Consider the following 5,979-nt stretch of genomic DNA (forward strand, 5'->3'; position numbering starts at 1 on the left):
CCACCGGTTATTGCATTTCCGGAAAAGAAACCTCTTAAAGTGATCTCAGACCGTCCCCCGCTTCTTGAATCACCGCGCGATATTTTCACTCAAGTGATTACGCCGAACGATCAGTTTTTCGTCCGATGGCACATGCCCGATATTCCGACATACATCGATCTCAATGAGTTTCGCCTGAGTGTTCAAGGCTCAGTTGAAAAGCCCCTTTCCCTCAGTGTCGATGATTTGAAATCAAAATTTGAGCCGGTAGAGATTACCTCCGTTCTCCAATGCGGCGGAAACAGCCGAAAATATTATGCGGCTTCCGGCCAGGCGACACACGGCGTCCAATGGGGACATGGGGCAATGGGATGTGCGGTATGGAAAGGTGTACGGCTTAAAGATATCCTAAACATGGCCGGAGTCAAGGGATCAGCAAAATTTGTAGGGGTAAACGGTTTGGAAAAACCTGCCGTAGATGAAACGCCGCGCTTTTTCCGTGAAATGGAGATTGATGAAGCGCTTAGCGGCGAACTTATCGTTGCCTATGCCATGAACGGTGAAGATCTCCCCTATCTCAACGGTTTCCCGCTCCGTCTCGTTATCCCGGGACACTTTTCCGACAGCTGGGTGAAAATGCTCTCTGAAATCACCGTTATGGATGAGTATCGTAAAACTTTTTTTATGGATGTCGCCTATACCGTCCCTGACAATGACTGCGAATGTGTCATCTCGGGGAGCGATTTTGAGTACAAACGTAAACCGATCGCTGCCATGAAAGTCAAGTCGGTCATCGGTTATCCGACCCCTAATACCGTTATCAAAAAAGGTTCACGCGTAAAAGTAACCGGAGTCGCTTTCGATCAGGGAAAAGGGATCAAAGAGGTTATGATATCGACCGATGGCGGAAAAAGCTGGAGTGCAACCGCATTGCAAAAAGATTATGGAAAATACGCTTATCGTCAATGGTTTTACAGTTGGGAGCCTAAGGAGAAAGGTGAATATACGATTATGGTTCGAGCGATCAATCGCATCGGAAATATTCAGCCGCAAGTGAATGAGATCGGTTGGAATGCCGGCGGATACCAATACAATGCCGTCGATGCGGTCAATGTAAAAATCGTGTAAGGGTTCATATCATGAAAAAAATTATTTTACTCAGCATACTTTTAACCTCAATGGCAATTGCTCAAGTTGCCAAACCTATTGAAACCCCTTACGTCGACTATCCGATCGAAGCGGGAGACCATGATGAAGTAACACAGCAATACTGCCTTATCTGTCACTCTTTCGGCTATATCCTCAATCAAGGTAAAAAAAGCCGCCCCTACTGGACCGGAACCGTTCAAAAAATGGTGAACGAGTTTAAAGCCCCTATTCCAAAAGAAGATCAGCAGACCATTATCAACTATCTCGTCAAACACTACGGATATGAGGCTACAGCATCAGGGCATTAACCCCTAGTGCCTCAATTTTCTGCAACTATCCAAAAATTTCTCACCGTATTTATCATATTTTACCATACCGATACCGGAGATCTCCAACATACCCTCTTTGGTATTGGGAAGTTTTTGCGACATTTCAAGCAAAGTTTTATCGCTAAAGATAACATACGCGGGGACCTTTTCTTCGCGTGCCAATTGTGATCTCATCTCCCTGAGTCTTTCGAATTCATAGCTCTGCATCTCTTTATTAACCGATATTTCCGATTTAAGGAGAACTTTCGGCGGATGGAGCGTTGTCTCTTTGATCGTAACCGTTTCTTTCCCTTTTAAAATTGCCACCCCTTTTTCGGTAATTTTCAACACACCGAAATCAGCTTGAAGAAGTGCTTCAATCTCTATCAGCCGATTGGTGATACTGAGCCACTCCTGTTTTGATCGATCCCTGCCGATACCGTAAACACTGAGAAGATTGTGATTTGCACTCAAAACTTTTTGCGATTCTGATCCTCTTAGGACATCAATGACATAATGCGCACCGAAGCTCTGCGCTGTTTTATGCACCGTAGATAAAAGCTTCTGACCTTCAATGGATATGTCCACTATGTTAAAACTCTCTGCTTCGAGACAGTTATCACACAGCTCTGCACAATCATCGATTTTATCTCCAAAATAGGCAGCTATCCCTTTATGCCGACACACCTCTCCGCTCGCAAACCGGATTGAATCATTCAGCTGTTGCAGTGCGACACGCTTATACTCATCGCTGCCGGCATTCTTTTCAATCAATGATTTTCGATTGACCACATCCGACATCGAATAGAGTAACAGCGTCTGTGCTTCCAGCCCGTCTCTTCCCGCACGACCGATCTCTTGATAATAATTTTCAATCGATTTCGGCATTGAGGTATGAATCACAAAACGGATATTGCTCTTGTCAATCCCCATACCGAAGGCCACGGTTGCAACCACTACCTGAAGCGTGTCATCCATAAACGCTTTGTGAACTGATGTTCTTTCTTCTGTGCTCATCCCCGCATGATAGTGACGTGAAACCACCCCATTACCATTCAGAAACCGAGATACCTCTTCGGTCTCTTTGCGGGAAAACGCATACACTATCCCGCTCTCTCCCTCTCTTTGCCGAATAAGGGCTAATAACTGCTTTTGCCCGTTCCCCTCACGATTTCTTGCCCTGATCGTTATGTTGCTTCTAAACGCAACGGCTTTGATAAGAACCGGATCGTTTAAATGGAGTTGATTGATAATATCCGATTTGACTTTTTGTGTAGCGGTAGCGGTAAAAGCCGCTATGGATACATGAGGAAACATACCACGGATGGAGCTGAGTTTACGATAATCATCTCTAAATTCATGCCCCCACTCACTGATACAATGGGCTTCATCGATAACAAACGTACTGATAGTCAATTGCTGTAAAAATTCAATAAACCCTCTCGTCGCCATTCGCTCCGGTGAGACGTACAGAAGTTTAATCTTTTGCTCCATCAGATCTTTTTGGATCTTATGTACCTCTGCTTCAGTTTGCATCGATGAGAGCGATTCGGCTTGTATCCCCATCACTTTAAGTGCGGAGACTTGATCGTACATTAGTGCCAATAACGGGGAAACGACAACCGTGACCCCCTCTTTCACAATGGCAGGAAGTTGGTAACAAAGCGATTTTCCCCCTCCGGTGGGAAGGAGCATAAGCATATCTTTATTTTCGATAATACTTTGAACCGCTAACGCTTGATGTTCTCTGAATCCGGTAAATCCGAATACCTCTTTCAACGTTGCGTGAAGGGAACTACCGGCGGGAGAAATATTCATCATAAAACTTCTTTCATTGTTTTTTTTCTTTTACTCAGACAACCGCTACTCTTCCGTTTCGTACTTCGATTGTTCCGTTTAGCTCCGCCTCGAAAGTTTCACCCGGAAACTTCCCTACCGTCTCTTCATAGGTGGGGTTATTACGGCAATAGGCGATAAACGGAGTATCCTGGATTGCATTTCGTCCTTTTTGACTGACGTGTGTGACGAAGCTGTCGATATCATCAATCGCAATCGCTTTTCCTTCCCTCAAAAGCTGACGGGTTGCTGTACTCTCTCGGAGCCGATGAGGGAGGACATAAATACGCTTATTCATCGTTAATGCGTATTCGACACTGCGCATACTCCCGCTTCCGATGTCGGCTTCGGTTACGATCAATGCATCCCCCAGCGCCACCACAATCTCATTTCGAACCACAAAACTCCATTCGCGTGCATGAAATCCGGGCTCAAAGGAAGATATAGTGAGCCCCTTTGATTCTATCGATTCTATCAGTCCGGCATTTGAACTCGGATAACGGATATCAATCCCGCTTGGCAAGATAGCAATGGTATTTTCAACTCCTGATCCCTCATGAGCAATGCGGTCAACTCCCGTTGCTGCACCACTGACGATCACCGTACCGGATACGGCAAGTTTTTTTGTCATCACAAAGAAAAAATGATAATAGATTTATTATCAAATAACCTATCGATGGAATGCTTCTACTACTTAATTAAGCTCTAAAATGATAATAACACCATTTATTAATGATAATAACCTCTTTATACCACTAAATAATGATAGTTTATTACATTTCACTCATTCCTATGCACATTGATAATCTTATAATTACACAATTTTTAGGAAAAAGAATTGTGTCTATAAATAAAGCTCTTTTAGTAATTCTTTTTCCATTAACTGTAACGCCTTATATATATTAAATTTACATATTTAAGACATCATTATTATGATTCAGAATATGCTTCAGCATCAATCCGGAGTATGTCTTATTGTCTTCAAGAGCTTTTTTGTTTCCGAAGCAAATGAAAATATCTTTAGCTCTAGTTACCGCGACATTAATCATATCGGTTTCTCCACGGTTAAAGAACATGTTTGCGGTTTTTGACATATGTTCATTGCCATAGACGGTTGAAAAGATAATTATCGGTCGTTCCGACCCTTGGTACTTGTGGACAGTTCCTACTTTGACATTGCTAATACCCGGAATGTCCACTGCCTTTGCATTCACTAAACCCTCAATGAAAAAATGTTGATTCGTAAAAGGGGTAACGATTCCAATCCCTTTGAAATATTCTAGATCATCATCAATTTTCAAGGCAGATTTAAATTCTTCTTTCTTCTCTAATATATACTGAACGATTGCTTCCCCTTCAATCTTATTGACATTGTTTTGATCTTTTTCCCCACCACGCTCAACAAAATATAGATGCTTATAATGCGATGAGTCGTCTTTCTTCGGAATCACTTCATTATGATAGGTCAATTCATTGGCAATGGCAACTATTGATTCTGCACATCGGAAATGTTCTTTAAGCCAAATATCACCTTCAAGTTTACTCTGATTATAAGGCATAAAAAAGGTTGTTGCATTATTTGCTACACTCATCGCATTATTAGCTCGTTGCAGAGGTTTTTGTGCACTACCAAACGTAAAAACATCAGAAGCACAACTAAATGAATCGGCTGTCTCATTGATAGATCTCTGATCGTTCAAAAAGCGTTCAAGCACTTTTCTCTCAAAATCAACATCAAACGGGAATACAGGCTTAAGTTGCTTCACATCGCCAAAAAACATAACTCTTTTGGCAGCCTGTAAAATCACCATTTTAGATGGGGGGATCGTTCCTGCTTCATCAATTAGCATGAAATCAAAAAGTCCCGGTTCAATGTATTTTTTATCTCCCTTTTTTTCTGAAATCATTGTCCCCATTGAATTACATGTCATATTAATCACTGGAAAAATTGGCAATAGCATATGCCAATCACTTTTCCCTTTAACTATATTGATAAATGGATTCCCATTAGTAACTCTATTGATATCTATCATATATATTTCACCGTCGATTTCACAAAAGGCCGTTTTTTTGTTGAACAAATTTTCAAACCATCTGTCAGATTGATTTTTCAAGGCATTAATACTCTTGTAGTTATTCCATGCACATCTTGCTTTACATTTTTGACAAATAAAATCTCTTTTTAATTCCGTACCTTCTATTGTTTCATCCTTTTTCAATATACCTTCATTACATGCAGGACAAACCGGTTGAAAATGTTCTCCCTCATCTTCAATGAAATGAATTAAATAAAGTGCCTCAAGCAAATGAAGTGCATAATAAAAATTATCTGTCCTCAATGAAGTATCTAATTTTGCTTTTTCTTCTTCATACAAATCACAATTGAGCATCGTACGATAATGCATTATTAGATCAAGAATACTTCGGATATCTGTGACAGAAGCACCATTGCTTAGGTATTTTTCTACATCCTCAAGAGTCTTAACTCCAATCCCATATTCATTTGTTTTTGTGTTTATATTGCTTTCGATCGAATTAATTTCAGATAAATATTGCAATCCAAGTTTTTCATGCTTGTCGATACTTTCATCAATTTTGATGATTTTTTTCTCTATTTTTTTCACATCTGTCACGATCATCTTTGTTATGCGACTAATCAGGTCATCATTCACTTTATCTTTATATCGGTTGCGGTTCATCTTACATG

At 41.0% G+C, this 5,979-nt stretch carries 5 protein-coding genes; 2 read left to right on the top strand and 3 right to left on the bottom strand.

The features are described from left to right. Both Q0C19_RS10495 and Q0C19_RS10500 read left to right on the top strand, forming a co-directional pair. On the top strand, nucleotides 1-1,107 hold a 1,107-nt coding region (locus Q0C19_RS10495), incomplete at its 5' end, for a molybdopterin-dependent oxidoreductase (protein WP_295055774.1). 11 nt (nucleotides 1,108-1,118) lie between these two features. Next, nucleotides 1,119-1,436, top strand: coding sequence for a sulfite:cytochrome C oxidoreductase subunit B (locus Q0C19_RS10500; protein WP_295055775.1), 318 nt, complete (start codon nucleotides 1,119-1,121; stop codon nucleotides 1,434-1,436). A 3-nt stretch (nucleotides 1,437-1,439) separates the two neighbouring features. Here Q0C19_RS10500 and recQ read toward each other — a convergent pair whose 3' ends face one another. From recQ to Q0C19_RS10515, 3 genes are all read right to left on the bottom strand, one after another. Further along, nucleotides 1,440-3,257 (bottom strand): DNA helicase RecQ, encoded by a 1,818-nt coding sequence (recQ, locus tag Q0C19_RS10505; protein WP_295055777.1) that lies wholly within the window; start codon nucleotides 3,255-3,257, stop codon nucleotides 1,440-1,442. A gap of 31 nt (nucleotides 3,258-3,288) precedes the next feature. Next, the gene (locus Q0C19_RS10510) at nucleotides 3,289-3,903 is read right to left on the bottom strand and encodes a DNA-processing protein DprA (RefSeq protein WP_295055779.1); all 615 of its coding nucleotides are present in this window, start codon (nucleotides 3,901-3,903) and stop codon (nucleotides 3,289-3,291) included. Nucleotides 3,904-4,180: 277 nt separating this feature from the next. Further along, the coding region (locus Q0C19_RS10515) for a DEAD/DEAH box helicase (protein ID WP_295055780.1) at nucleotides 4,181-5,979 on the bottom strand (1,799 nt) is incomplete at its 5' end.

The sequence above is a fragment of the Sulfuricurvum sp. genome (genome assembly GCF_023250475.1).
Lineage (GTDB): Bacteria > Campylobacterota > Campylobacteria > Campylobacterales > Sulfurimonadaceae > Sulfuricurvum.